Source organism: Terribacillus saccharophilus (assembly GCF_002272075.1).
GTDB lineage: Bacteria > Bacillota > Bacilli > Bacillales > Amphibacillaceae > Terribacillus > Terribacillus saccharophilus_A.
In genome coordinates this window covers 43,874-69,119 of record NZ_NPBJ01000004.1, presented here as the reverse complement: position 1 = coordinate 69,119, position 25,246 = coordinate 43,874, and the positions used below count along the sequence as shown (strand labels likewise).

Annotated in this window: 22 protein-coding genes and 1 pseudogene; 6 read left to right on the top strand and 17 right to left on the bottom strand. The window is 42.7% G+C overall.

Annotated features, from left to right (window positions below; genetic code table 11):
- Positions 1-286: 286 nt before the first annotated feature.
- On the top strand, positions 287-433 hold the full coding sequence (locus tag CHH48_RS19410) for a hypothetical protein (protein WP_176466759.1): 147 nt from the start codon (positions 287-289) through the stop codon (positions 431-433).
- Positions 434-902: 469 nt separating this feature from the next.
- On the opposite strand, the gene abc-f is transcribed toward CHH48_RS19410, so the two are convergent.
- The 4 genes from abc-f to CHH48_RS02980 form a co-directional block, all read right to left on the bottom strand.
- A complete protein-coding gene (abc-f, locus tag CHH48_RS02995) occupies positions 903-2,537 on the bottom strand; it encodes a ribosomal protection-like ABC-F family protein (RefSeq protein ID WP_095217842.1) in 1,635 nt (544 codons plus the stop codon).
- Positions 2,538-2,807: 270 nt separating this feature from the next.
- Positions 2,808-4,226 (bottom strand): amidohydrolase, encoded by a 1,419-nt coding sequence (locus CHH48_RS02990; protein WP_095217841.1) that lies wholly within the window; start codon positions 4,224-4,226, stop codon positions 2,808-2,810.
- Complete coding sequence (locus CHH48_RS02985) at positions 4,219-4,953, bottom strand: small-conductance mechanosensitive channel (RefSeq protein ID WP_095217840.1); 735 nt, start codon at positions 4,951-4,953, stop codon at positions 4,219-4,221. Before CHH48_RS02985 ends, CHH48_RS02990 begins: the two co-directional genes overlap by 8 nt.
- An 18-nt stretch (positions 4,954-4,971) precedes the next feature.
- Complete coding sequence (locus CHH48_RS02980) at positions 4,972-5,676, bottom strand: DUF5058 family protein (protein ID WP_245840290.1); 705 nt, start codon at positions 5,674-5,676, stop codon at positions 4,972-4,974.
- A 416-nt stretch (positions 5,677-6,092) separates the two neighbouring features.
- On the opposite strand from CHH48_RS02980, the gene spoVB reads away from it, so the two are divergent.
- Complete coding sequence (gene spoVB, locus CHH48_RS02975; protein ID WP_176466353.1) at positions 6,093-7,619, top strand: stage V sporulation protein B; 1,527 nt, start codon at positions 6,093-6,095, stop codon at positions 7,617-7,619.
- A gap of 65 nt (positions 7,620-7,684) precedes the next feature.
- Positions 7,685-8,905: a DHH family phosphoesterase gene (locus tag CHH48_RS02970; RefSeq protein WP_095217838.1), complete on the top strand. Its 1,221-nt coding sequence runs from the start codon at positions 7,685-7,687 to the stop codon at positions 8,903-8,905.
- Positions 8,906-8,944: 39 nt separating this feature from the next.
- Here the strand turns inward: CHH48_RS02970 and CHH48_RS19405 are convergent, their stop codons facing one another.
- Entirely contained in the window at positions 8,945-9,094 is a 150-nt protein-coding gene (locus tag CHH48_RS19405) for a hypothetical protein (RefSeq protein WP_175073074.1), read from the bottom strand.
- A 199-nt stretch (positions 9,095-9,293) separates the two neighbouring features.
- Between CHH48_RS19405 and brnQ the strand changes: the two genes are divergently transcribed.
- Positions 9,294-10,643 carry a branched-chain amino acid transport system II carrier protein gene (gene brnQ, locus CHH48_RS02965; RefSeq protein ID WP_095217837.1) on the top strand — a complete coding sequence of 450 codons (1,350 nt, stop codon included), beginning with the start codon at positions 9,294-9,296 and terminating at the stop codon, positions 10,641-10,643.
- A gap of 194 nt (positions 10,644-10,837) precedes the next feature.
- Here brnQ and CHH48_RS02960 read toward each other — a convergent pair whose 3' ends face one another.
- Positions 10,838-11,944: a GAF and HD-GYP domain-containing protein gene (locus CHH48_RS02960; protein ID WP_095217836.1), complete on the bottom strand. Its 1,107-nt coding sequence runs from the start codon at positions 11,942-11,944 to the stop codon at positions 10,838-10,840.
- A 234-nt stretch (positions 11,945-12,178) separates the two neighbouring features.
- On the opposite strand from CHH48_RS02960, the gene CHH48_RS02955 reads away from it, so the two are divergent.
- The gene (locus tag CHH48_RS02955; RefSeq protein WP_095217835.1) at positions 12,179-13,021 is read left to right on the top strand and encodes an aldo/keto reductase; all 843 of its coding nucleotides are present in this window, start codon (positions 12,179-12,181) and stop codon (positions 13,019-13,021) included.
- A gap of 122 nt (positions 13,022-13,143) precedes the next feature.
- Here the strand turns inward: CHH48_RS02955 and CHH48_RS19400 are convergent, their stop codons facing one another.
- From CHH48_RS19400 to CHH48_RS02910, 10 genes and pseudogenes are all read right to left on the bottom strand, one after another.
- The gene (locus CHH48_RS19400; RefSeq protein WP_176466352.1) at positions 13,144-13,314 is read right to left on the bottom strand and encodes a hypothetical protein; all 171 of its coding nucleotides are present in this window, start codon (positions 13,312-13,314) and stop codon (positions 13,144-13,146) included.
- A 202-nt stretch (positions 13,315-13,516) separates the two neighbouring features.
- Positions 13,517-15,664 (bottom strand): type IA DNA topoisomerase, encoded by a 2,148-nt coding sequence (locus CHH48_RS02950; RefSeq protein WP_095218082.1) that lies wholly within the window; start codon positions 15,662-15,664, stop codon positions 13,517-13,519.
- Between the two features lie 100 nt (positions 15,665-15,764).
- Positions 15,765-16,226, bottom strand: coding sequence for a CBS domain-containing protein (locus CHH48_RS02945; RefSeq protein WP_095217834.1), 462 nt, complete (start codon positions 16,224-16,226; stop codon positions 15,765-15,767).
- 106 nt (positions 16,227-16,332) lie between these two features.
- On the bottom strand, positions 16,333-17,310 hold the full coding sequence (locus CHH48_RS02940) for a ring-cleaving dioxygenase (RefSeq protein ID WP_095217833.1): 978 nt from the start codon (positions 17,308-17,310) through the stop codon (positions 16,333-16,335).
- 302 nt (positions 17,311-17,612) lie between these two features.
- A complete protein-coding gene (locus CHH48_RS02935; RefSeq protein WP_095217832.1) occupies positions 17,613-18,134 on the bottom strand; it encodes a DUF2812 domain-containing protein in 522 nt (173 codons plus the stop codon).
- Complete coding sequence (locus CHH48_RS02930; RefSeq protein ID WP_095218081.1) at positions 18,131-18,454, bottom strand: PadR family transcriptional regulator; 324 nt, start codon at positions 18,452-18,454, stop codon at positions 18,131-18,133. Before CHH48_RS02930 ends, CHH48_RS02935 begins: the two co-directional genes overlap by 4 nt.
- 209 nt (positions 18,455-18,663) lie before the next feature.
- Complete coding sequence (locus CHH48_RS02925) at positions 18,664-19,005, bottom strand: bh protein (protein WP_095217831.1); 342 nt, start codon at positions 19,003-19,005, stop codon at positions 18,664-18,666.
- A 191-nt stretch (positions 19,006-19,196) separates the two neighbouring features.
- Entirely contained in the window at positions 19,197-20,678 is a 1,482-nt protein-coding gene (dacB, locus tag CHH48_RS02920) for a D-alanyl-D-alanine carboxypeptidase/D-alanyl-D-alanine endopeptidase (protein WP_095217830.1), read from the bottom strand.
- A 127-nt stretch (positions 20,679-20,805) separates the two neighbouring features.
- Complete coding sequence (locus tag CHH48_RS02915) at positions 20,806-21,573, bottom strand: exodeoxyribonuclease III (RefSeq protein WP_095217829.1); 768 nt, start codon at positions 21,571-21,573, stop codon at positions 20,806-20,808.
- Positions 21,574-21,600: 27 nt separating this feature from the next.
- Positions 21,601-22,469 (bottom strand): annotated as a pseudogene (locus CHH48_RS02910) (quinone oxidoreductase family protein).
- Positions 22,470-22,588: 119 nt separating this feature from the next.
- Here CHH48_RS02910 and shc point away from each other — a divergent pair.
- Positions 22,589-24,451 (top strand): squalene--hopene cyclase, encoded by a 1,863-nt coding sequence (gene shc / locus CHH48_RS02905; protein ID WP_095217828.1) that lies wholly within the window; start codon positions 22,589-22,591, stop codon positions 24,449-24,451.
- Here the strand turns inward: shc and CHH48_RS02900 are convergent.
- Positions 24,448-25,242, bottom strand: a complete 795-nt coding sequence (locus tag CHH48_RS02900; protein ID WP_095217827.1) for an SDR family oxidoreductase — start codon at positions 25,240-25,242, stop codon at positions 24,448-24,450. The two genes, shc and CHH48_RS02900, sit on opposite strands and share 4 nt — an antisense overlap.
- Positions 25,243-25,246 lie beyond the last annotated feature (4 nt).

Genomic DNA, 25,246 nt, shown 5'->3' with positions numbered 1-25,246 from the left:
TGTAAATAGCTATCACTACACTCCGGTAGTTTCCTGTTGTGACAAGATCTCCGTAAATTGGATTGCAGTTTTCAGTAGGATTGACAGGCGTTAGTCAGGACACTTCCCAAGTCAATGATGGTTAGATCGAAAATGAGATACCATTAAGTGTTTGAAAATAGGTTCTGTTTTCCTTTCAGATCCTAGGGTCCTTTGAAGATACCTATTTATATTTTTTGTCTTGGATTTGATAGCTGCAATCGGGAAAAGAGCTTCATTTAAAAGATATTGAGGGGAACATCGCACATTGAAAAAGCGATCGATCAAAGTGAGTAAGCCCGATGGTTTTATCGCCACTCTCTTTTACAAGATTGAGCACTTAAAGGATTTTCTTTATTTTGTAGGAAAAAGAGGTAACGGACTAGACATCGTCCAGATTTACATTGGCTATTAAGCTTGCAATTTGATACTTAATAGTAAAGCTGTTGTACCTTAATAAATGCGGAGTAATTTCTGTTGGGCATTCGCTATTGTATTTGAAGCACCTATACTACAAAAACGAACGATTTTTCTTTTATTAACCCTGAATATTGGTTCTTATAATTGAGAATTGGGCTATTCTAAAGCTGGGTGCTTTAATCAGCGGGAAGCTTCAAATATAATTGAAAACTCTGAGGAGGGATCGGCAGTAAACGATAGATACTAAAACTAAGTGGTAGTATTTTCTGTTATATTATGACCTCCATATTTATTTTTTTCCCAAGTTTAACATACTCCATTATAAGATGGTTCAATATTAGAATTTCTTTTAAATTCAGGAAAACTTGACTATTACCTATTATATAGGACTGAAGGTCTGCAATTCAGAATATATCAGGAAAGAAGAGTTGTGTTTTTGAATTCACAGCTCTTCTATTTTTTACCTAATTCTTCAGTTGTCTAATTCTTTTTGTCAGTTGATTAAAACGCTCATCCAAATCCTTGTACGCCGTATCTCCAGGTGTCAGCATACTCAGCTTCCCTAACACTTCCTGACGTTCGTTTTCCAGCTGCATTTGAAGAACATCATCCTCTGTGTCTGATTCCGCTGCTGTAGTACCTAGATTCTTCCATATAGTGCCTTCCTGTATGATTAACTGCGTATCTGTCACTTTCTCTCGGAAATAGCGGTCATGTGAGATAACAAGCAATGTCCCGCTGTACGCTGCGAGTGTTTGTTCCAACTGCTTCCGGGATGGAAGGTCCATGTGGTTTGTCGGTTCATCTAGCAAAAGGACATCCTTATCTGCCAAGATGTGCTGCATTAGCTTCAGCTTCACCCGCTCTCCCATACTCATTTCTGCTATCGGAAGCGTCCAGCTTTCTGTCTCAAAACCAAGATGCAGAAGCAGCGTTTGTACCCTTCCCCTTTCTGCAAATGATTCCTGGTGAAAGATCTCTGTAGGTGCCTTATCTAAGGGGAGATCATAGACATCCTGTGAAAGATACCCGATGTTTGCTGTTGGCGAAATCCATATTTCTCCTGTATATGGTTCGTTATCCGTTATCATGCGGAAAAAAGTTGTTTTTCCGCATCCGTTTGGACCTTGCAAACCAATTTTCTCCCCATGTTTGATTGTGAAATTGGCTTCTTGAAAGAGTATCTTACCATCATATTGCTTGGTTACGTTTTTGCATTCCAAAAATCGTTTCCCTTTTTTACGGACGGAGCTTAGTTCAAAGGATATGCCTTGCTCAGGTACGACTGCTTCGACCTTCTCTTTTTCCAATTCCTTTTCCAGTCTCTTATGCTTAGATTTTACTGCTTTATCCATTCGTTTTGCTTTCTTTCGGTAGTATTCCTTGGCGCCTTCCTGATTGGTGGATTGTGCATGTGCTTTGGCGCTCCAGTTTTGTAGCGAAGAAATTTGGCCCTCTACTTGTTTGATGCGTTTCTGCTGTTTTTCATAGGCATGCTGCTGTGCCGCTTTTTCTTTTTGTCGATGATCTGCATAAGCAGTATAATTTCCAGCAAAAGTATAAAGCCTTTGTTCTTCTATAGACCATATCTTTGTAGCCACTTGATCTAGTAAATAGCGGTCATGAGAGACAATCAGAATTGTTTTGTCAGTTTTTTTAATTTCTTCCACAAGCAAGTTCACACTGTCTTCATCTAAATGATTAGTTGGTTCATCAAGCAGCAATACGTCTGCCCTACTTGAAAAGCCGTTCGCAAGCCTTGCTTTCAATTTCTCACCGCCGCTCATATTACGATAAGAAACATATGGAACTCGCCATTTGCCGCGCAGTATTGCTGCTTCGGACTGAACTGAATCAGTACTATAAATATCCATTTCCTGCTCTACCATTTCTATCTCAATTGAATCTTCTTTCCATACTGCCCCTTCGGTCACATGCTTCTTGCCTGCCAAAAGTTCCAACAATGTACTTTTACCAACGCCATTCCTTCCGGTTATACCGATCACATCACCTTGATGAACAGTTGCATTCGCTTGCTGTACAATAAGACGTTCCCCGTACATGTAGCTGATTTGCTGTAATTTGATTAATTCTTTCATAAATAACCTCTCCTTAATGATAGGAGGACAGAAAAAAATCCTCCCAAAATAAATTGGAAGGATTAGCCGTACCAGAAAGACACATACATCTGAACGAGAAGTATACGTTTCCGTTTGAGTTGAAAATGGGCAGACTAATCCTATTTTGTACGCGTTGAAAATGACTTTTCAATTCGTGAAAAAATAAGATTAATCAATCATCGGTCACCCATCATCCTCTCGTGTTTGTTGGTTACAGTATATCAAAAGTAAAATCGAAGTCAATTACAATTAGATTAATTGCTCTTTTCGTTCTGTTCCTGGCGCTAATACTGTCTCATCAAGTCCGACTTGATAAGGTTTATCAGCAGTCGCCTCTATGAATTCCGCTTTCGCTTGCTCGACGAATGCCGGTTCTGTCAGAAGATCATATGCTGTTAAAGCCATGATACGCGCAGCATAATGCATACCCTTCAGTCCAATACTTGTTCCGAATACTGCCGTAGCCTGCCATGCATGTACTTGGGTTCCAATCGGTCCGCAAGTTGTACCGATACTGGCAAGTGGTGTAATCCAGCTTACGTCGGCTACATCTGTCGAGCCAGGCATCGTTGTATCTTTCATTGCTATGTTATAGAAATTCTTGGTAGGAAGTATATCATTTGAATCAAGCTGCAGCTGACGACGAGATGCTTCGATGAGTTTCGGATCCATTGACTTACGCAGAATGGCAGCATAAGCAACTTCATCCGAAGTGAAGCTTTCCATAGGGTAATCCTCCATATTGCGATAGTTCAGCGTATCCATTGTGTCATTTGTCAGCATATGATAGCAATTCGCCAAAAGTTCATGAGAAGTGCTCGTGCCTGTGATCAATGCTGCCCCTTTGGCGATATCATGCATTCGCATCAGCATATCCTCTACTTGATCCCGGTTCGCTCCTCGCAGGTAATACCAAACTTCGGCTTCATCCGGAACGATATTAGGCGCTTGACCACCGTTAGTGATGCTATAGTGAATGCGTGTGCCGTCTACTAAATGCTCCCGCAGATAATTGGCACCGATGTTCATGATCTCAACAGCATCAAGCGCACTTCTTCCCGCATGCGGTGCACCTGCTGCATGTGCCGGGACACCATGAAAACGGAATTTGATGGAGATCATTGCTTGAGTGCTATAATTTTGAACCACATTGCTCGTTCCTGGATGCCAGGTGAGACAGCAATCCAAATCATCAAATACACCTTCTCTGGCCATAAATGTCTTTCCAGAGAGCACCTCTTCAGCGGGACAGCCATAATAGCGGATCGTACCATTCACCTTGCCTTGATCGATGAGCTGCTTAAGCCCTAGCACGGACTCTACACCAGCGGTCCCAAGCAGATGATGGCCGCACGCGTGACCAGGTCCGTTCTCACTGACAGGATCTTTGTAAGGCTTGCTCGATTGCGACAAACCTGGCAGTGCATCAAATTCGCCTAGTATGCCGATGGTTGGATACCCACTCCCGTATTCCGCATAAAAAGCAGTTTGCATACCACCGATGTTTTCTGTAATGCGGAAACCAGCGTCAGCAAGTACGCTCTTCTGCGCCGCACTTGCATACGTCTCTTCATAAGCGATTTGAGGATGCTGCCATATATCTAGTGCTAAACTTCCTGTGACGTGCTCCAACTCCTCTAGATTACGAACCAGCTCTTTTTTACTCATGAACTATCTCTCCTTCATTTTTAGTTTTAGATCCCTGCTTGTTATCTAAAAGAACACAGATAATGACGGTCAGGAACATACAGACCAAGCCTTTGAAGAAGACTGGGATTGGCAGCTGTGTCATCAGGATGCCGAAAACGATACCGATCACACCGAAAAGTGGTTTTCTCATAGCTAATTGAGCGATCATCCCACCAAAGATTGCAGGAATGATATAGGTGAATGCAGCCTGAACGGATTCCGGGATAACGGAAAGGATATAAGAACCTGCCAATATAACAGGAATGAGCACTGCAATATTCATAAAGCTGGCAGCTGCGATTGCGAGGGTTGCTGCTACCTCTCCTTTCCTTGTACCTGGCTCTGCGCCAATTACCTGCTGAGCAGCTGCTGCAGACGGCAGACACATATTAGCGATGTTTCCTGTAAGGAAACTAAGATACGTTCCAGAGACTCCTAGTGTTGCGTAGTAGCTGACCGGCTCCACCACCCAAGCAAATCCAACAAGGGCGATATACGCAAGAAAGGCTGCGAATATGGCTTGCCAGCCGGGATGATAGCCTGCGACAAATGATAGGTAAAGAGGCAATGCTGCCGATAAGACGATCACACAGCCAATCGTGAGCCTGCCCCAGAAATGAGCGTTCACATGAAAAGCATCGAATGATTGCTGCTGCGTTTCAATCAGCTGTTCCTGTACTACTACATGTTCCGCTGTTTTAGCCATTTTCTTCTCCTCCCTTTCTTATCCAATAAAGTAGCCGACTGTGAGTCCGCCGATGATAGCAAAGCCTAAAGCCCATTCTTTCAGCCAGTTCATTTGCAATTTGTTTGCCAGCAGTAAGGTTCCGATTGTTATTATGATGCTTGTCATGATGACTAAGGTATGGCCGCTGCTTTTCACTGCTTCATTTGCTGCAAAGTAACCGAATGCACCAAGCATGGCTGCGGTCGAAATAATAACCATCTTCTTTGTACCATTCTTACGTGCTGTAATTTTCTTTTGAAATGACCCTAACGACTTCGTAAAGAAAAATGTGACGATCAGCCAACCTGCACCGCCTATGCACAACGTCCAAGCGATAGTTGTGAAAGCCTCAGGACCGAAATTAGCTGATCCCAGCTCTGTGCCATAAGCTGTCGATGCCATCTGGGCACCAAGTGACTCGGTTGCGGAGGATCCGATAATTGCACTGCGCATCATCGTAAGCGGATTTCCGATCAAAGTCATCAGTGAGACGGCAATGATAATATTGCCTAAGGCAGGACCGATGGCTGCAATAGCACCTGTCTTCATCGCACTTCGGGCCTCACGATCTGTCATACCAACCGCCTCTTTCACCTGAAACGCTGATCGCATGAATACAACACCTTGAAAAATAACGATAGATACGACGAGCAGACAGAACACCCATATAACACCGCTGTTCATGATCTCAGATATCGGCAATTTTTCGCCTCCTTTAATATAATTAATAATTCTGATTATTATGTTAATTGTGTTGTTCCCCACTGTCAAAACCTTTATGAAAAACAGGCCTTTCTGAGTAAGGATGCAGATAAATCAATACGGAATCGTACCTATCACTTGTCAGTTTCTTTATCAAGAGACATTCGATAAGTAACAAGCATTGATGATCCTTTGGCTAACGACTATTAAGTGCTTGCCCTCATGCATAAGAGAGCAACTCCGGGCTTTGTCCCAGTAATGCCCTGATTTAATGACTCTATTTTAAAAGAAAGTTCGATTAATAAGTACTTACCTTTATCTAACAATGGCATTTAAACTGTCCGCTTACTACTCCATGACATAAACAACCCCTTCCCCACATACATCTAAACCATGGACAAGTTGAGGTGACAAATGTGGGAAAACAATCATTATTGAAAGGTACGATCATTCTTGCAGTTGCTGCTTGCTACAGCAAGTTGATCGGATTCATAAACGGAATCGTTTTGTCACGGCTTTTGGGACCAGAAGGAATTGGACTTGCGATGATGGCAATGCCGATAACCGGTCTGCTGATCGCGATCACAGGCTTCGGTTTGGAAGTGGCCGTAGCCAATTTGGTGGCAGAGAATAATGCGACGAATAATCGGACAAGACTTCGGCATGTCCTTTCAATCTCCTTTTTGATAACAGGGACATTAAGTATTGTCACATCCTTATTGCTGCTAGGACTGATCCACTATGTTCCAGGACTTTTATTTGCTGATGAACGTGCTATATACACATTCACAGCTATCATCCCGATTATCCCGATAGTTGCAATTTCATCCATTTTAAAAGGCTATTTTCATGGAAAACAGTATATGTCGCCTGGAGCCTTCGCTTCGATTCTTGAGCAGAGTGTACAGCTAGTCGTCACCTATATGCTCGTTCAATATTTGCTTCCTTACGGATTAGGCGTTGCCGCGGCAGGTGCAGTGATCAGCATGGTCATCGGTGAAGCAATTTCTTTAGGTGTATTAATCGTAGCATTTAACAGGCAAAGAGAATTCAAATGGCGCTTCTTTCATATTATCCGGGATCTCGTCCGCGACGGAAAGCAGCATACAAGAGACTTGATCCGTGTCGCATTACCGAATACCGGCAGTCATTTGGTCAATAGCTTTGCAGGTGTCCTATTGCCGATAATTATTACCCATAGTTTTTTAACAGCTGGGCTTACTGCCGAGACAGCTACTGAAACATACGGCCTATTAATGGGCTATGTCATGCCATTGGTTTTCGTACCGACATTCATCACACATTCCTTATCAACCAATCTGCTCCCGTCCATCAGTGACTTGTATGCCCGTCGTCAATTTCAGCAGATGTACAGCAATATAAACCAAGTAATCAACGTTACGATGATGATCTGTATTCCCTGGGCGCTGTTTCTTTACTTCTTCGCAACCGATTTGACGAGTTTATTCTATCACTCTGAGGAGGCAGGTCTTCTTATTCAGAAGATGATCTTCTGCTTTATGCTCAGCTATTTGCAGATTCCGCTGCAGGCAGTTCTGATTGGTATCGGGAAAAGCAGTGTCGTCCTTTACAACAATTTAATTGCTGCTTTTGCCAGTCTGGTGATGATCTACTTTGTTGCTTCTCAACCGAGCATGGGTGTAAATGGAGTCATACTCGGCCTTAACTTAGGAGAGGTTCTCGGGACAGTGCTTCACTTTGCGAGTCTATACCAGGCTGTACGCTTTCCATTTAGCTTTGCCAGGTTCTATAAGCTGCTTATTGCCATAGTTTGTATGGCATCATGTGCAATCTTCCTTTATATGACACTGGACTCATACATTTCAAATGGTTATGTGCTGCTAAGCAGTGTACTACTCGTTTCTGCCAGTTTCTATATGCTCCTTCTTCACAGATTCCGACTGTTCAAACAAGAGCTGTAAAGAATCATGCTTGAAGCCGATAATTCCGCTGGGTTATACTTATACTAGTAATTGAGGTGAAGAAATTGTATAAACTATTAACACATAATGACCTGGACGGTGTCGGCTGCGGTATTTTGGCTACACTTGCTTTTGGAGAGGATGTTGATATCCGGTATAATTCCATCAGCAGTCTGAATGAAGAAGTAAAGAAATTCCTAGCCGATGAAACACAGCATGAGAAAGAACTTTGGGTAACGGATTTAGCTGTGAATGAAGAAAATGAGGCTGCTATCAGCAATTTCATTAGATCTGGCGGTAAAGCCCGACTTGTGGACCATCACAAAACAAGTGAGCATTTGAATGCCCATGACTGGGCGTGGATCTCGACAAAGGAAGATGATGGAACACTTACGTCAGCTACAAGTATGTTATATGACGTCCTTGTCAAAGAAGGATATATGGAAAAAAACAAGGCGGTAAGCGAATTTGTCGAGCTTGTTCGCCAATACGATACATGGGAATGGGAGAAACGCAATAATGAAGCTGCCAAACAGCTGAACGCACTGCTCTTCCTCCAAAGCATCGAAGAATTTGCTGATGAGATGATACAACGTCTGCAGCATAATGATACATTCGTTTTCAGCGACTTGGAGGAAAAATTGCTCCAAGTACAAGACGCTCAGACTGCTCGCTATATTCGAAAGAAAAGGAAACAAGTTGTTCCTGTTAAGACAGATACATATCTGGCTGGTGTCGTACATGCAGAATCTTATCTCTCTGAATTAGGTAATGATTTAGGTAAGACGTTCCCGCATCTGGATTTGATCATCATGATTATGATGGGGACAAAACGGTTGAGCCTCCGGACAATCCATGATGATGTGGATGTATCCGCTATTGCAGGTAATTACGGTGGAGGCGGCCATCAGAAGGCTTCTGGGGCTTCGCTAACTGACGAAGCTTTTGAATTGTTTGTGAAGAATGCTTTCGACTTGCAGACATTGCGACCTGATGCCGTAGATAACAAATTTAACGTACCAGAGAACGATCTTGGGACGTTGTATGTTAATGAGCAGAATGACAAGTTCCTCATTGTGCAGCAAAACCGCAAATTTTATATTATGAAAAATCAACAGCCTGCAGAGATTGGATTCGATTCCTTCGAAGAGGCTGAGAAGCATCTAAAACGGGAAGAGCTTGCTTTTCTCGTTACTGATCACCGTTATGTGAGATACTTAAGTGAACGAGTGAAGAAACAAGATCTCATAGTAAATCAGCCGATCCAAAAAAATCAAGATAACTAATAAAAAGGCGGAAGCACCTAAGTGTTTTCCGCCTTTTCTTTATGGTCCTTCAGCAGTTGCGATTGCTTGTTCTATTAAAAGGATATCATCATGAATCAAGCTCCGGATTTGTGGTTCAGGGCATCTCTTATACTCATCTTCCAGTCGCTTCAGTTCTGCGTAGAATATGTCCATCTCAGTATAGTGCACGATTCCTGCCTCCAAATGGCTTTTTTACTTATATATGCCGAATACAGCAGAAATTATACATCTTATGTAATATTATTTATAGTTGTTGCAATAAATGAACTATGGTAGAATCTTTAACATAGTTTTAAATATTTTCAAAATATTATCTATTAAATTGTCTAACTATTTAGAAAACGTCACTTGCTTGGAGGCATTTATCATGAAAAAATCAATTCCATTTTCTTATGTCATTATTACTGGTTTCATGCTCTTCGCTTTATTTTTTGGAGCGGGTAACCTAATTTTCCCTGCTCTGCTTGGCCAATCGTCTGGAACTAATGTATTAACCGCCAATCTTGGATTTATCATCACTGGTGTCGGACTGCCACTACTCGGTATCCTGGCCTTTGCTATTTCTGGGAAAAATGATTTGCAGGACTTAGCGAGCCGAGCTCATCCGATTTTTGGACTTGCATTCACGGTCATTCTGTATTTATCCATCGGTCCGCTTTTTGCAATGCCGCGTACAGGTACTGTATCATACGAAATTGGCATCCAGCCTTTCTTATCTCCTGATGCAGGCCCATGGCCATTGATCATCTATTCTGTCTTGTTCTTCGGGATTACCTGCTTCTTCTCTTTGAAGCCAGCTAAAATTGTCGATGTTGTTGGTAAATATTTGACACCCGCTTTATTGATATCCATTGCAGTTTTAATCATCACTGTCCTTGTCAATCCAATTGGCAGCCCGCAGGAACCAGCGGAAGCATATAGCAGCAACGCTTTCTTCAAAGGCTTCCAGGAAGGTTATCTGACAATGGATACTTTGGCAGCGTTCGTATTCGGAATCATCGTTATCAATTCTGTTAAGAATATTGGTATCACTGATCGCAAAAGTATTCTTGGGTTCACATGGAAAGCAGCTGTAATTGCTGCTATCCTGCTTGCTATAATCTACACTTCCTTATCCTATCTAGGGGCAACAAGTGTAGCTGGAATCGGCCAGCTGGACAATGGCGGTGCCGTACTGGCTGGGGTTTCCGATTTCTACTATGGATCACTGGGCAACGTCTTGCTTGGTCTGATTGTACTCGGCGCTTGCCTTACAACAAGTATAGGGCTGGTTACAGCATGCAGCAGCTATTTCAGCCGTCTGTTTCCTAAAGTCTCTTACAATGTTATTGCTGTTGTTCTATCCGTCTTTAGTGCTGTTATTGCGAATGCAGGTTTGGCTAACATCATCACATTCAGCGTACCGGTACTGACTATCATTTATCCGCTGGCGATCGTTCTTATTTTCTTGACATTCCTGCATAATGTTATTGGTGGCAGCAGAGCCGTCTACTTGATTAGTCTGCTTTTCACTTTTGCAGTAAGCTTAATGGAAGGCTTGAATGCAGCTGGAATTCCGATTCCTGGTGTACAGGAATTTTTAACAGATAACCTGCCAATGTACAGTTTAGGTCTTGGTTGGCTCTTACCAGCGATTATTGGAGCGGTTATCGGGTACATCATTTACCTAGTTACAAAGCCGAGTCAGAGTGAACTTAAAAAAGCAGATGCAAGATAATTGCATCAATATGTTAAAACGAAAAAACGCCTGGATAATTTCCAGGCGTTTTTTCGTTTACCAGGATTGTTATGAAGCTTAATTCATGAAATAACAAAGCTAATACAAAAATGGTAAACACAACCTTTGACAGTAGTGTTACCACGGATTAATAATGACTTTAAAATCAGTCTTTTTCGCGTATAAATAATTTCTTAAACAGCGTCTTCTGTTGGAAAAGCTTGCAGATCATAGGAACAGTCATCCAGGATCTCGATGAAGGTGTCGACGATTTCCGAATCGAATAGGCTGCCTTTACAGCGTATCAATTCAGCTGCCGCTTCTTGGACAGACATACCTTCACTGTAAGTACGTACTGTTGTCATTGCGTCAAAAGCATCCGCCACACCGACAATGCGCGCAAACAACGGTATCTCTTCCCCTTTCAGCTTGTTCGGATAACCGCTGCCATCCATCCTTTCATGATGGAGCAACGCAGTATCAATGGACTTCTGGAAGAAGCGGTTCGGTTTGATTGCGGAAAGAATACGGGCTCCAATTTCGGTATGCTTCTTCATTAGCTCGTATTCACTGTCGGTTAAGCCAGTCGTTTTACGTAATATCCGATCTTCAATTCCGATTTTTCCGATATCGTGCAGAATCGCTGCCTGATATAGTTCGAAGCAAACCTGTGGATCGAGCTTCATCCTTTTTCCTATCAGCCAGGCATAGCGGGCTACTCGTTCCGAATGCCCTTTTGTCAGGGGATCACGTGCATCAAGTGCTTCTGCAAGCATACGTATCATACTGAGAAACATCTTATAAAGCTCATCGTACATTTGGCTATTATGTAGAGCAAGGCCGGATTGTTCCGCCAAAGTGACAGCGAGCTTAACATCCCTGTCATCGAAGGCGCTGCGATCCTTTTTATTCACGAGCTGAATGGCACCTAGCGTTTGTCCCTTTGCCTTTAATGGTACCGTAAGCATGGCTTTGTATTCACCCATTCCCTGCTCTGCATTTTCAACTACATCTGTCTTACCGGTATTGATCACGTTTCCAATTATGCCTTCTCCAACTGTTAATGTTGGTAAAGGAAGTGACTCAGCTGAAACCCCACAGGACGCTTTGGCTACTATTCGGTTCTTCTCTTTTTCCAGCACCCATAATGTAGCCTCTTTTGCTTCCGCAATCATTACCATTTGATTGAGGATTCCCTGGAAAATATCTTGCAGATCAATTGCGGCATTCAATTCCTTCAGGGCTTCTAGCAGTTTTGATAATTCTTTCACTTTTGACTCAAGCTTTGTAATGGTTGTCAAAACGCTTCCTCATTTCCCTGAAATCATACTTCTGTCATGGTACGTTCTTCCTGATATTCCTTGTTTTTAAGTATAAGCGAACACTAAGTAAAATAGAAGACGTATTGCTATTAAACTGGGGATTTTAGGGCGATTGATAATATCTATATATAAAAAGTTCATTTAAATGCTGACTTAGGACAATCTTTTCCATTTGTGCTACGCTGAAACTAGAATTGGAAAGGAGAAATTATAATGTATAACGATATCCCTACCAAAAAACTGCACGACGGCACGATTATTCCTGCTGTAGGCTTCGGTACATACAGCTTGAAAGGCAGTCAAGGTTTTCAGGCTATCCGCAGCGCTATCGATGCGGGCTATCGTCTGCTAGACACAGCATATAATTATGAAAATGAGGCAACAGTCGGACAGGCCATTAAGCAGCATGGGATATCGCGCGAAGAGATTCTCGTCACGTCCAAGCTTCCTGGCCGCTATCATCAGCATGGAAATGCAATCACGACGATCCAGGAATCACTTTACCGCGCTGGTCTCGATTATTATGACTTATATTTGATTCATTGGCCGAATCCGAAACAAGATCATTATGTAGAAGCATGGCAGGCTTTGCTTGAAGCTCGTAAATGGGGCTTAATCCGTTCTATTGGTGTTTGCAACTTCCTGCCGGAGCATTTAGAGAGACTGAAGGCAGAAACAGGTGAACTGCCTGTCATCAATCAAATTGAGCTGCATCCTTTCTTCAACCAAGAGAAACAAAGACAGTATCATGAAGAAAATGGGATCGTAACGGAGTCATGGAGTCCTCTTGGCAGAAAAACGAATCTGCTGGAACATCCATTGCTTGCTGAAATTGCCGAGAGTCATGGCAGAACTGTCTCACAAATCGTACTGCGCTGGCATTATCAGCTAGGGAGCATTGCCATACCTAAATCTGCTACCCCGAGCCGCCAGGTAGAAAATCTCGCAATCTTTGATTTTGAACTGAATCATGTAGATATGGAGAAAATCAACAGCTTGACCGTTTCAGACGGACGTATTGCCGATCAGGACCCGGCAGTTTACGAAGAATTCTAAAAGAAAGATGTGTGGATTCTCAGAACTTCTTATTTTGACGAATTTTATTATCCAGCTAAAACTTTATTAATAAGAGATATAAAGAAAAACAACATCTTTTGGTTTATAGAGATAGATGTTGTTTATTTCTTTATATTATTTTCTTTTTTGGTTGTGTCAAAAGAATTTAATATCGATTCCTCGAAATTATTAAAAATCCCTTCCAACTCCTTCGTTATTTCCTTTACTTTAGGTTCCTTTTCACCATTTATCACTCCAACTCTAAATATCCTGTCTTTTTTCTTTCTAGCCATTTTCACACCCATTTCTTTTGTATTTTTTGAAGATAGCCTGCAATTTTGCTTCATTTGTTTACTTACATATGTTTATTCTAATAATAAGCTCATGATTCCTTTAAATAAGTGCTAATTTAACGTATCCCTCTCTATTTGTTAATAGTGGTTGAGATCTGACGTAAAAAATAGAGCGATGTGTGGAATCCACACGTCGCTCCCATCATTTCTTCTCAAATTCCATCTTCCAGCTGTAGTAATCATTGTCTTCATTCTTTTCATAGGAAAGATAAGCCGAGAATTTTTTACCTCGTTTACTTGTCATGCCTTTTACATGAGCTGTACCGCTTTTCAGCAGGGCTTTCACCATCGTCTTTGTTGGTTTCTTCCGCACTGCTGCAAGGAATTTATCATTCTTCCAAATGATATAGCTGCATGTTTTTTTGTAGTTTTTACAACCAAACCCTTTATAGCCTTCTACAACTTCTCCACCGCAAGCCGGGCACTTGCCCAGCACTTCATGGGTGATTGTTTGCTTTTCAATAGTTCGGATTGGTGCAGCTTCGTCTTGTTTCATCGTCTGCACCGCATCCTTCGTAAAGGAAAAGATCATCTCCAGGAAATCTTCCCGGCCAACTTTCGCATCCTCAATGTCTGCAAGTGTCTTCTCAAGTCGTCCGGTAAAGTTCAAATCAAATAAAGGCTTGACTGGGAAAGTTTCCACAAGCTTCTTGCCGGTATCCGTTACGTGCAGTTCTTTCCCTTTATTACTAATGTAGTGGATGTCTTTCAGCTTCTTGATCGTTTCGGCCCTTGTTGCCGCTGTCCCGATACTGAAACCGCGCAGCACTTCGACGACATCCTCTTCATCCTGCTTGCCTTTACCGCATGTTTCCATAACTCGCAATAACGTTCTTTCCGTATGTGGCTTCGGAGGCTGCGTCATATGCGATGTGACGCTTGTTTCCCATGTATCCACCATCATCCCTTCTTGTACATCCGGCAGCAATGTTTCCTTTGTCTGCTGCTTTTCGACTTTCTTCCAGCCATCTATAAGCTGAATCCGGCCTTTAGAGATAAAGCTGCCAGAGAGCGAGACATCAGGAATAATGGTTTCTAAAGTTGTCTCTTCATACACTGCGACAGGCATGAATTGCATGATAAAACGGTTTTTAATAGCAGTGTATACCAGCTCTTGATCAGGCGTAAGTCTTTTCGGCAGAACATAGGTTGGAATGATAGCACTATGGCTGGATACCTTACTGTTATTGAACACCCGTTTTGACCGGCTGAATTTGATTTCAGCTTCATATGGCAATCCCGCCGCCACTTTCTTCAATACGCCAGCTGCCTTGGATACAAGGCTTTCTTCCAATGCCGTACTGGATGTCCGTGGATAGGTAATATACTTCTTCTCATAAAGCGTTTGCGCCACTTTCAGCACTTTATCAGATGTCCACCCGCTGTACCTTGCTGTCATATACCCTTGCAAACCGGAAAGATTGAACAAAGGCGGACAGAATTCCTTCTTCTCTTCCGTCTGTTTGTTCTTAATTTGTCCTTGTCTGCCTTGGACGCGCTGGAGGATATCCTGCAGCGGATCTCTATCCTTGAATTTATCTGTTTTTCCTTCCTTATACACACCTTCGTAGAATTTCTTTTCAGGTGTGCGGAAGGTTGCGAGCAGCTTGAAATAAGGCTCTGGCTTGAATTCGCTGATCTCCTTATCGCGGTCATAAATGATTTTTAATGTCGGAAGCAGTACACGCCCGATGTTCAGGACTTGTCCGCGACCGCTCTGATAACGGAGTGTCGCTACAGAAGTAAGGTTAATCCCGATAACCCAATCTGCCCACTGACGGCCAATTCCAGCATCATAAAGAGGCTGCAGTTCTGTGTTCGGCCGCAGTGATTGAAGACCGCGAAGCACTTCTTGTTCAGTCCATTCATTTAACAGCAGTCGGTATACTGGCTTGTTTGGCTTTATATAGTTGATGATGCTGTCTCCGATCAGCTGTCCTTCCCGGTCATAGTCACAGGCTGACACGATTCTTCCGACATCTCTTCTTTGCATGAGTCGCTTTACAATTGCAATCTGCTTCTTTGCACCAGGATCGGCAGCATCACGATTGCGCGGGCTCGATTTGATTTTGTATTGAAAAGCATCCGGTACGAACGGAAAATTATCCAGCTTCCATCTTGCCATTGCAGTATCATAGTCTTTCGCATCAAACAACTGCAGCAGATGTCCGAATGCCCAAGTAATGATATAATCAGGACCCTCGTAAAACCCATCCTGTTTTGTTTTTATTTTCAATGCATCGGCGATATTCTTCGCAACCGAAGGCTTCTCCGCCAATATGACTGTCATACTCATATATAGATAAAACTCCTTTAATCTAACAAGCTCATAACTCCTATTCTACCATAAAAAAGCACTGACTCTTTCAGAAGAGTCAGTGCGGTATTTCTCAAAGCGCATTCAATAGATTGGAATGAATTGTACGGAGGACATCCCCACGGCTGATAACTCCAACCACCTGTTTTTGATCATTCAGGACAGGTATTTTTTTGAAGCGATGTTTTGCCAGAATGTTCACCACCTCTTCCATTTCATCCTCTTCATGGACTGTGACGATTCCTCGTTTTTTAGCTAGATTCAATATAGGATGATCTTTTAGTTCATCGACGATTTTGTCTATTTTCTCAGCTTTAAAGCTTACAGTCAGCAAATAGTTGAAGACGACTGTATCCTTGGGCTGGATCCCTCGCAGAATATCTCCGTCACTGACGACGCCTACAATACGCCGATCCTTATCCAGTATAGGCATTCCGCTGATCCTCCGATCAACAAACGTCTTCAAAACCTGCTTTACTGTCGCGTTTTCGCTCGCTGCTATTACATCTGTTATCATGAAGTCTTTTGCTTTCATAAAAAAGCCTTCCTTCTGTATGGGATGAATGCTACATCTTTATTATACGCTTCCATGACGAAAACTGCTAAAAAAAAGACATCCGCAATAAGCAGATGTCAGTTTATTATTCTTTTTCGAATTGCTTTGTGCTGCGTACAGTATCGATCGGACGGACAAGTTTTTCGATTTGTTCGCGCTTTGGCTCCAAAAATGGCGGCAAGGAAAGTTTCTCTCCAAGCGTTTCATATGGTTCATCACCCATGAATCCAGGACCATCAGTTGCAAATTCAAAAAGAATCCCTGGTGCTACCCGGGAGTATAGGGATTCGAAGAAGTGTCGATCCACATATCCCGAAGTCTGGAATTGGAAGCTGTGCATCCGTTCAATCCATTCCTCTAATACTGCTCGATCCTCGACACGGAAAGCAGCATGGTGTACGGTACCGAATCCTTGTCTTCCGTCTGGCAGAATTGTATTGTGCTCAAGAACGATGCTAGCACCATTTCCGCCTTCGCCTACTTCATACAAATAGTAGGAACCTTCCTGTGCAACGGAACGGAAAACGAGTACTTTTTCAAGCATTTCCTTGAAATAATCAATATGTGCCGTCCGTACAAAAATCGGACCAAGACCTGTGATAGCAAACTCTAAAGGTACAGGGCCGTCTTGCCATGGTGTTCCGGAAGCCACACCTTTATCGTTTTCGTCACTGATTAATTGGTATTGCTGCTCATCAAAATCCTCGAAGGATAATGTCTGGATGCCGAATTGCTCTTTTATGCCGTGATGTTTTACTTCTAAACGATCAAATCGTTTTACCCAATAATCTAGAGCTGCGTCGGAAGGCACTCGGAATGAAGTTTTATAGATTTCATTCGTGCCGTGTGTTCCCTTCGGAATCCCAGGGAAATCGAAGAACGTCATATCTGTTCCTGCGCTGCCTTTGTCATCCGCGAAAAACAAATGATATGTTTGGATATCATCTTGATTGACTGTTTTCTTAACAAGACGCATGCCAAGTACATAAGTGAAGAATTCATAGTTTTTTTCTGCACTACTCGTAATTGCTGTTACATGGTGAATACCTTTTAAATGGTTCATCTTTATCACTCCAGCCTGCTGATGGAATTACCTCGAATTCGAGATAAATATATTATGACGTACTCTCTCCCCGATGTCAAATGGATAGAAATCAAAGAAACACCTTATTTTATTTCAATTGCATCAATGCATATCAATTTTATAATTAATTGAAATGAACTCCGCGCTTTTGTTTCAAATTTTCTTTTTTATTTTTTGACCTACCTCCCGCGGAGTGCCAGCAGCTTCGGTACCGTTGCTTTCTTTCAATTTCTACCCAAAACAATAGAGGTTATTCTGCTCGAACAGAATAACCTCTATTTCTATACTATAACCTCTTTCAGCTTCTTTGCTTTTCTTCTCAACATATATACAGCGAAACTACCTATTATGGCTAATGGAGCAACAGTTCCCTCTATCCAAAAAGGCATTTGACTGAAATTTATAATTGCCGGCAGCCAGAAAGATAGCACATGCATCGCCAAAATGAATAAAAGATAATTCGATAGATGAATGTATTTAGCAGCTCTTGAATGGGCATCTGTAAAAATCTCTAATTTATCTGTACCATCATCTTCTTTGCAGAAATAGTACCAGCCTCCAAATGAACTGACCAGATGCCATCCATCCATTTCAAATAAATCGAAATAGCTTCTTTCAGGATAGCCCAACTTATAATCCAGACGGTACACCATTTTAGAAGGCGCTGCCGCTTTAAAGGTATACTTGAACCATTTGTATTTTTCAAGCGCCCAGCCTTTCTGTGCCATTTGCTGGAGCCAGACTTCTTCTTTCTGGTCATCCCAAGCCCAGAACCATTTCCTTATCTTCTTTCTCTCTATCATAGTTCTCCCCCTAACTGCTTTTCACTTATTTCAACAAGCTTCCTAAGTCGCTCGTATTCTGCTATCAATAATCCTCCCCCGACATCCGTCAGCTTGTATGTCTTTTTTGTATCCTGCTGATCCACTTGACATATCAGCTGCAGTTTTTCAAGTTTTCTAAGGACGCCATATAACGTACCGGGCCCTAGTTTGACGGAACCTTCACTAATTCTCTCTACTTCTTTCATGATCCCGTAGCCGTGTAACGGCTGCTGGAGAACCATTAAAATATAATAGGTAGTATGTGTCAGAGGCAGCAAGTCCTTCACTTTTTTCGACAGCATTTTCATCCCCCTTATATCGTGGCGCGATATATATCGTACCTCGATATAGTAACATAATATTTACAATTATGGTTATCGATTTTTTCTATACCTAATCGACATCGTTTTTATCTTAATTAGCTTTGTGTTCACTGGTTATCAATTAGAAGTGCCGACCGCTTCTATAAGACACAAAAAACAAGCACCTGAACAGTTGTCCAGGCGCTTTACCAATGCTTGACATCCTTGAAATCCCGCATGATAATGCGTGATTCTTTAATGTCCTGATATAATCGATATGGTTTGCTCGCCAGCCGGATCGGCAGCGTAAAGAGAAATTGGCTTAAGTCATCTTTGTACTCCGTCGTCATTCGAGAAGGTTTTGAAAGAATGCGATTTTGCCATTCCTCCTTGAATTCCTTTTGTAAATCCAGTCTGACATCAATAGCATGATGGCACTGCGTACAACAAATCGTTTTGAGCTTATCGTTGATGTACGTAATCGTAAATGGAGACTCCTTGCGACAATGGATACAATATAACTCTGCTTCCATGCGGCTTTGTTTCACTGTTATCTCCTTCTTTCCTAATATCTAGCCAAGAAACCAGAAACTGAGCCGCAAACGATAAATCCCAGAGCAGGATAAAGCTGCTTACACCTCCACTAACTTCTCCGTTCCTACACGGTTTCTTCTGCTTTTATTGCCGTTCCTAATTAGAACATTTCGCTATCCGCTTGCTGATATCCTGTCTATATCGCTCAATTTGTATGCATACTTTTCAACTCTTCATAAACAATTTTCAATATATTGTCTTCAATGCCCGGTCCTTCTTCTTCATCCAGCATTCCGTTTAACAGGATGGAAAAAACAACACGATCACCAGATTTTGTTTCCATATAACCCGATAACGAACTAACGCCGGTAAGTGTGCCCGTCTTTGCTTCGATCTTTCCAGCAAGATCTGTGCCAACAAAGCGATTACGGAGTGTTCCGCCAACCATGCGTTCCGCCTTTCCTGCAACAGGCAGGGATGTTTTGAATGCAGGGAACCAAGACTCCTGTTGTGCTTGTATAAGCAATGTCGTCAGCTGCCTGGCAGTTATTCCATTCACATGTGACAAACCAGACCCATCTCTTATGACCATTTTTCCTTTCGGAAACTGCATCCCATCGAGATAGTGTTCTAACTGGTTGATGCCATCTTCCCAGTTTCCAGCTTTTTCTCTGCTGCCAATATGCTTTAGAAACATCTCAGCATGTCCGTTATTGCTTAGTTTCATAAAAGGAATAAGCAGTTCCTTGAGCGGAGCAGATTCCTTCCGCAAAAGCTCGGTTCGTTTCGCTGGAGCTTTAGCTGTTTTGGTAGTGCCTTTTATCTGGATACCGGATGCCTTCACATAATCCTCAAAAAGTTGCAATACATACTCTGTTGGTTCCCAGACCGCTACCCATTCCTGCTCGTTTTCACCCCTTGCAATAGAACCCGATATTACAATGTCATTACTTCCATGAGTTCGCGTCACTTTTAGCTCAGCTTCTTCGTTATCAGATACTATAGCAGCATTGTTTTGAATCGTAATGTAATCCGTTTCCGGAACTACCCTTACCTCCGGTTTACCTGATGAGGCACTCGCCTTCACCATGACTTTTACTGTCCCTGTATCATAATCATTGTCAGGTGCTACTGTCAGGGCACTGATAGCAGCTCCATAATAAGCTGATTCGTCCTTCCAAGTTGTATCCTCACTGTAGCGTTCCTGATCAAAATACGTATCATCTGCGACGATATCGCCGTTGATCTTCCGTATTCCTAATTCATGGAGCTGATTTGCCAACCGCTCTATATCTTCATATGTAAGAGACGTATCTCCTTTACCGATCAAATATAAGTTCCCATTGAGTTGCCCGTTTTTTACTGGCCCATCTGTTGCAACTATCGTTTCGAAGCGATGCTCTTGTCCCAATTCATCCAGCACTGCGGCAGCAGTCAAAAGCTTCATATTGGATGCAGGGCGCATACGCTGGTCAGCATGTTTTTCAAAAATTGTCTTACCTGATTGCTCTTCCGTAATATGTATTGCAAAGGCTGCTCCTTGCAACTGTTCTTCATTTGCCAGATATTCTGTTAACCTATCTATCATCCTATCCTCTTTTCCGGCTACGTGGACATGTGTATGAGGTATCATACAAGCAAAAAGCAACAGTCCTGCGGATAAAATCCACATCACTTTACGAAGCATCAGTACTCCTCCTTTTGCATATCCAACTTAACCTGCACGTTATAATGTATATGTATGTATTCTTCCTTAGTTTAACAAACTATCAGATTATTTAAAATATTGTTCGGGACATAAAGAAAAGACACCATTAAATGGTGTCTTCGTCCTTGATATACAAGCATACCGGACAATGGTCGCTACCCATTGTATCTGCATGTATTTCCGCATCTTGTATTTTGTTTTTCCAACGTTCGGAGACGATGAAATAATCGATACGCCAGCCGATGTTCCGTTCTCTTACTTTATTCATATATGACCACCAGCTGTAGGCGTCGTCACGATCCGGATAAAGGTATCGGAAACTATCTACGAAACCGGAAGCAAGGAAAGCAGTCATCTTCTCTCGTTCTTCTTTCGTAAAGCCGGAATTGCCGTGATTTGTCTTATGGTTTTTCAAATCAATTTCCTGATGGGCTACATTCAAATCGCCGCACAGGATGACAGGTTTCCGGTTATCCAGCTCCTGTACATAAGATAATATCTTATCTTCCCACTCCAAACGCTCAGCCAACCGCGCCAAATCTCGTTTAGAATTCGGTGTATATACAGTAACCAAAAAGAAATGGTCATATTCCAATGTGATGATTCTGCCCTCAGGCTCAATCACACCTTCATCCAATCCGTATGTGATGTGTAGCGGTTTATGTTTTGTGAACACAGCTGTACCTGAGTACCCTTTACGCTCGGCGTAATTCCAATACTGATAGTATCCAGGCAGATCTAATTCAATTTGACCAGCTTGGAGCTTTGTTTCCTGCAAGCAGAAGAAATCTGCATCTTGCTCCTCAAAATACTCGAGAAAGCCTTTCTTTACACAAGCTCTGATTCCATTTACATTCCATGATACGAACTTCATTTACTCTATTTCCCCCGTTATCTGTCTCTAATCTGTGATGTGCAGAAGTATCTTTCCTGCATGTGTCCTGCTTTCCATAAGCTGATGTGCCTTATTTGCATCCTCGAGCTTGAATTCTTGTATGCTGGGGAAAGTGATGTCTCCCAATTCAATTAAACTGATAACTTGTTCAGCAATACGTTTCAAATCTACTGGTCGTTTTTCACGTGTCGTTCCCAAGCTAAATCCGAGCAGCGCCCGGCAGCTTGCGTGCACATCAGATGTTTTAATAGAACCAGTAGCACCGCTCGCATTCCCGTAGTTTACTAATCTACCATAGGGAGCAAGACAAGTAAAACTCTCCTCCATTATAGAGCCGGCAAGCGAGTCTAATATAAGGTCAACACCAGCGCCATCGGTATCTTGCCTGCACCTAGCTTTCTTGCAAGCTGAATCAATGTAAGGCCTGTCCCTCCCGATGCTGCATGAACAAGCACAGTTTCTCCCTTACTAAGTCTTCCAACGCGCTCGAGAAGCATGAAAGATAGAAAGGCAGGAACAGGACACGCAGCAGCGACAGCTGTATCTACATAATCTGCAATCGGATAGACAAGCAACGCATTCGCTATAGCAAACTCCGCATATGAACCTGTCTTTACGAATGCGATAACTCGATCTCCAATACGTAGCCCGTTGACGTCTTGTCCAACCTTATCAATGATTCCGACAGCATCGAGTCCAAGTATGCCCGGAATTCCAGAACCCTTGGCGCCTTTCCGCTTTTTTATATCAGCAAAATGGACACTCGCTTTTAACACCCTTATCCTTACTTCTCCTGTTGATGGTTCGGGTACTGTTATATCTTTATATTCCAATACCTCCGGACCACCTGTACTTGCCACTACAATTGCTCGCATAATAAGCCTCCTACCTGAACGGGACATGATGACGAGTCATAATAAGCTATTCTACGCATATTTTATCATATTGCAGTATATTTTCCGTTCCATAACTCTCGGAAAAAAGGAGCTGTATCATGAGCCAGGTCAACATAGAAGATGTGAAGATGGCAATTGAGAAGCGTACAAATAAGCTAGAAGAGCTGCAGCAGAAAGATGGATCTTGGCGTATGTGCTTTGAGGGTGCGATTTTGACAGATTGCTTCTATATCATCACCTTCACTTCCTTCGGCAAGGAAACAGATACCGTAGAGAAATTAAAACTCCAATTATTAAAAAAACAACGGGACGATGGCAGCTGGGCAGCATACCCTGGTGAAAGAAACGGCAACTTATCAGCGACTGTCTTGGCATATGCTGCACTTCGTTTTTCAGGAGTCTCTGCTAAAGAGCTACGGACTGCAGAACGCTATATCAGCACTAACGGCGGCATCAACAAAGCACACTTTATGATACGCTTTATGCTGGCAGTCCACGGTATGATACCTTGGCCTCACTTTTTGAAGTTCCCGATGACCGCGCTGCTTGTTCCGACAACCTTCCCGATAAATTTCTTTCAATTCAGTTCCTATGCCAGAATACATTTTGTCCCGATGCTTCTATTGCTGAATAAAAAATTCAAACGAATCAGCATACACAGCGTGCAGCTAGAGCATTTATTGTTTGAGGATGAATGGGATGATTTAACGGATGCTCGCTCTCCTTTTCGTACCATCACGAATGAATGGAGCCGTCTGGCTCGCCTGCCAGCCCGTCTGCACCGTGCCGGCTATAGATATGCTGAACAATATATGCAGGAACGAACCGAATCTGATGGAACACTCTACAGCTATGCAAGTGCCACTTTCTTCATGATTTACGCCTATATGGCACTCGGGTATGAAGAAAACAATCCAAAAATACAACGGGCATTAAAAGGCATACATGGTCTTGTCAATGAAAACTGCAACGGCATTCATGTCGAAAATTCCACATCAACTGTTTGGGACACAGCATTGCTCAGTTATGCACTTCAGCAGGCAGGTGCCCCTGTTAAACAAAATATGATTCAATCAGCCAATCATTATCTGCTGCAGCGGCAGCATGTTCAAAAAGCAGATTGGCAAATCCATCAATCTACCGTGGAGCCTGGCGGCTGGGGGTTTTCTGATACTAACACCAATCATCCAGATAATGACGACACAGCTGCAGCACTTCGAGCCCTCACAAGACAGGCTCGTCATGATTTTACTGTTAAGCGCGCTTGGAAAAAAGGATCGGATTATTTGCTGGCGATGCAAAATAAAGACGGCGGCTGGGCAGCTTTCGAGAAGGATACAGACTGGTGGGTATTAGGAAAGCTTCCGATTGAAAATGCAGAAGATGCAGCGATTGATCCTTCTACCGCAGACTTAACTGGCAGGGTCATGGAATTTCTCGGAACATATGCTAGTTTGAAAAAAGACCATTCCAGTATAAAAAAGGCTGTCCGCTGGCTTTTTAAGCATCAGCAATTAAATGGATCATGGTATGGGAGATGGGGAGTTTGTTATTTGTATGGGACGTGGGCTGCTTTGACAGGACTTGCAGCAGTTGGTGTAAATACGACAGAAAAACATGTCAAGCGTGCGGTAAATTGGCTGAAAGCTGTTCAGCATGATGATGGTGGCTGGGGAGAATCGTGCCGAAGTGCAGAAGTAGGAACGTACGTAGATTTACCGATCAGTACAGTAGTTCAGACCGCCTGGGCTGTTGATGCCCTTATTGCCAGCGGTGAACAGGATAGCAAGGAGGTACAGCAAGGCATCAGCTTTTTGTTGTCGGAGCCTTTGCTGCAAACCTCGATCGACTATCCGACCGGTATTGGCCTGCCTGGCCAGTTTTATATCCGGTATGATAGCTATCCGCATATATTTCCGCTGCTTGCTTTAAGTCATTACCGAATCAAAGCGAAGTCTTAACCAATACTTTTGACCATTCCGCCATCTACGACGAAAGCTTGACCAGTAACATACGAATTGGCAGAAGAACAAAGGAAAACAGCCATGTTAGCAAATTCTTCAGGTGTACCATATCTGCCCATCGGGATAGATGCTTGGCTCTGCTGCTGCACGTCATCCAAGCTTTTGCCTAGGTGATCAGCAGTCTTCTGATCCAGCTGATCGACCCGGTCAGTATGTATTTTTCCAGGGCCAAGCGTGTTGATCAGGATATTGTCTGGTGCAAGTTCCTGAGACAGAGATTTTGCCAAGCCGACAATTCCAGCACGGAAAGTATTGGATAACAGCAAGTTATCGATTGACTGCTTAATGGAAGATGAAGCGATATTAAGAATATGGCCCCCTCCATTTACCTTCATGATCGGAGCAACTGCCCGAATAAAACGGACAAAACTCAATAAATTCAGTTCGAAAGCTTGTTGCCATTGTTCGTCGGCAAAATCCATTAGTTTACCTGCAGGCGGTCCACCTGCATTGTTAACAAGAATATCGATTGATCCAGTATGTTGCTTAGCTGCCTCGATGGCTTGATTGATTGCTTGTGCATCGGTGATATCACAAACCGAATATGCAACCTGATCATTACCGGATTCTTTTATTATTACATCTCTCGTTTGTTTGAGTGCTTGTTCATCACGACTGACGATATGAACAGAGGCACCTTCTTTGGCTAACTGCAAAGCTGTCGCCTTACCAAGTCCTTTGCTGGCTGCAACGACCAATGCCGTCTTGCCCTTTAATCCTAAATCCATATAA